The organism is Streptomyces sp. HSW2009 (assembly GCF_040240285.1).
GTDB lineage: Bacteria > Actinomycetota > Actinomycetes > Streptomycetales > Streptomycetaceae > Streptomyces.
Window position 1 is genome coordinate 1 of sequence record NZ_JBEHZD010000848.1, and the last position, 2,293, is coordinate 2,293.

At 76.9% G+C, this 2,293-nt stretch carries 2 protein-coding genes and 1 pseudogene; 2 read left to right on the top strand and 1 reads right to left on the bottom strand.

Features of this window, described 5'->3' with window-relative positions; all coding sequences use genetic code 11:
• The first annotated feature begins 189 nt into the window (after window positions 1-189).
• On the top strand, window positions 190-933 hold the full coding sequence (locus AAHZ94_RS32845; RefSeq protein WP_349997363.1) for an LON peptidase substrate-binding domain-containing protein: 744 nt from the start codon (window positions 190-192) through the stop codon (window positions 931-933).
• Between the two features lie 74 nt (window positions 934-1,007).
• On the top strand, window positions 1,008-1,544 hold the full coding sequence (gene ybaK, locus AAHZ94_RS32850) for a Cys-tRNA(Pro) deacylase (protein ID WP_349997364.1): 537 nt from the start codon (window positions 1,008-1,010) through the stop codon (window positions 1,542-1,544).
• Window positions 1,545-1,825: 281 nt separating this feature from the next.
• Here the strand turns inward: ybaK and AAHZ94_RS32855 are convergent.
• Window positions 1,826-2,077, bottom strand: a pseudogene (locus tag AAHZ94_RS32855) (gamma-glutamyltransferase); the annotation flags it as partial.
• Window positions 2,078-2,293: the final 216 nt, after the last annotated feature.

The window sequence follows — 2,293 nt, forward strand, 5'->3', positions numbered from 1 at the left end:
GCGTCAGATGTGTATACGACCCCCCCCCGCGCGGCCACGGCCCGCCGGCGGCGCCCCCGGTCGGGCCCGCCGCGCAGGGCGAAAACCCCGCGCGCGGGGGCGAGTTGGCGCAGCTAGCCGGCGGCCGGCGCGACGGGTGTGGCACACCGTGAGTCGCGGAACCGGGGCGGGCCATTAGGCTTACCCGTCGTGACTGCCGCCCGCCTGCCGCTCTTTCCGCTGAATACCGTGCTGTTCCCCGGGCTCGTGCTGCCGTTGAACATCTTCGAGCAGCGTTACCGTGCGCTGATGCGCGACCTCGCTGCGCTGCCGTCGGACGAGCCGCGGAACTTCGCCGTGGTCGCCATCCGCGACGGCCGCGAGGTCGCCCCGACCGCGCCCGGCCTGCCCGATCCGACCGCCGAGCCCGAGCGCGGCGCGGCGGCCGGGTTCGGTGACGATCCGATCCGGGCCTTCCACGCGGTGGGCTGTATCGCCGACGCGGCGACCATCCGGGAACAGGAGGACGGCACGTACGAGGCGGTGGCCACCGGCACCACCCGCTTCCGGCTGCTGTCCGTGGACGCCTCGGGACCGTACCTGACCGCCGAGATCGAACCGCTGGAGGAGGTCGCCGGCGATGGCGCCGGCGCGCTGGCCTCCGGTGTGGTGCGGGCGTTCCGCACCTACCAGAAGCGGCTGGCCGGGGCCCGCGAGCGGTCGGTGGCCAGTTCGGGGCAGGACCTGCCGGAGGAGCCTTCGGTGCTGTCGTACCTAGTGGCCGCCGCCGCCGTGCTCGACGTGCCGGCCAAGCAGCGGCTGCTCCAGGCCCCCGACACGGCGAGCCGGCTGGCCGAGGAGCTGAAATTGCTGCGCGCCGAGGCGGCGGTGATCGGTAAGCTCCCGTCCCTGCCCATGGTCGACCTGACCCGGCGCCCGACCAGCCCGAACTGACCCGGCCTGCGGCCCGGAGCCGGCGGCCCCGGCTACCGGCTGCCGGCCGGCCCCGACACCCCGGAGTACGTCTCGTGGCAAGGAAGTCGCAGCAGCACGCCAAGGCGGCGAAGGGCAAGAAGCAGCCCGCCGGCGCCACCCCGGCCACCGTCGCGCTGACCGACGCCGGCGTGGAGTTCACGCTGCACTCCTACACCCACGACCCGACCGACCCGGCCTACGACTCGTACGGCGAGGAGGCGGCCCGGGCTCTTGGGGTCGCCCCCGAGCAGGTGTTCAAGACGCTGGTGGCGGACGTGGACGGGGCACTGACGGTCGCGGTCGTGCCGGTCTCGGGCTCGCTCGACCTGAAGGCGCTGGCGGCGGCGGTGGGCGGCAAGCGGGCCACGATGGCCGACCCGGCCGCCGCCGAGCGGACGACGGGGTACGTGCGCGGCGGCATCTCCCCACTGGGCCAGCGCAAGCGGCTGCCCACCGCCCTGGACGCCTCGGCCACCGCGCACGCCACGGTCTGCGTCTCGGCCGGCCGCCGCGGCCTCGAAGTCGAACTCGCCCCCGCCGACCTCCAGGCCCTCACCGACGCGGTCCTGGCCCCGATCGCCCGCGCCTGACACCACCCCGGCACCGGGCCCGGCACGGGCCCACCGGAGCGCAGTACGCCGTCCGCCGCACTCTCCCGCCGGAGCCCGGCGCACCGCTCGCCGCGCAGTTCCCCGGAGCCCGGCACACCGTCCGGCGCACCACCCCGCCGGAGCGCGGCACCCGTCACCCGTCCATCGGGCTCCCCCGCCACGCTCCCCCGCCGCAGCTCACGGAACGCCGACGGGGCGGGACCACGGCGGTCCCGCCCCGTACGACTGCTTCTCTCCGCGCGCCGCTGGTGCGGCTACGGGCCTTCCGGCGCCGGACCCTGGCCGCACAGCACCCGCACCGGACCGCCGGCCGGGGCGATCAGGATCGGCACCTCGCCGGCCGGGCCGTTCAGGTGCGGCTCGACCACGTGCAGCACGAACGCGGCGGCCACCGCCGCGTCGTAGGCGTTCCCGCCGTCCTCCAGGACCGCCATCGCCGACTGGGAGGCGAGCCAGTGCGTCGATGCGGCCATGCCGAAGGTTCCCTGCAAGGTGGGCCGGGTGGTGAACACGGGCGCGGACTCCTCGGGCCGGGGGGCAGTCTGCACGGCGGGCACGCGCTGCCGCGTACGCCGGTGCTGCTGCGGTGAGGGTACGCAGCGGGGGGCCGGGTGGGGAGGGGGGGGGGGGGGGAACCCGCGGCAGGGCGCGCCAGGCCGCGGCCCGCCGCGCCGGCCGCCGGCGGCGCCGGCGCGGGGGGCGGCGGCGCCCCCCCCCCGGGCCACGCC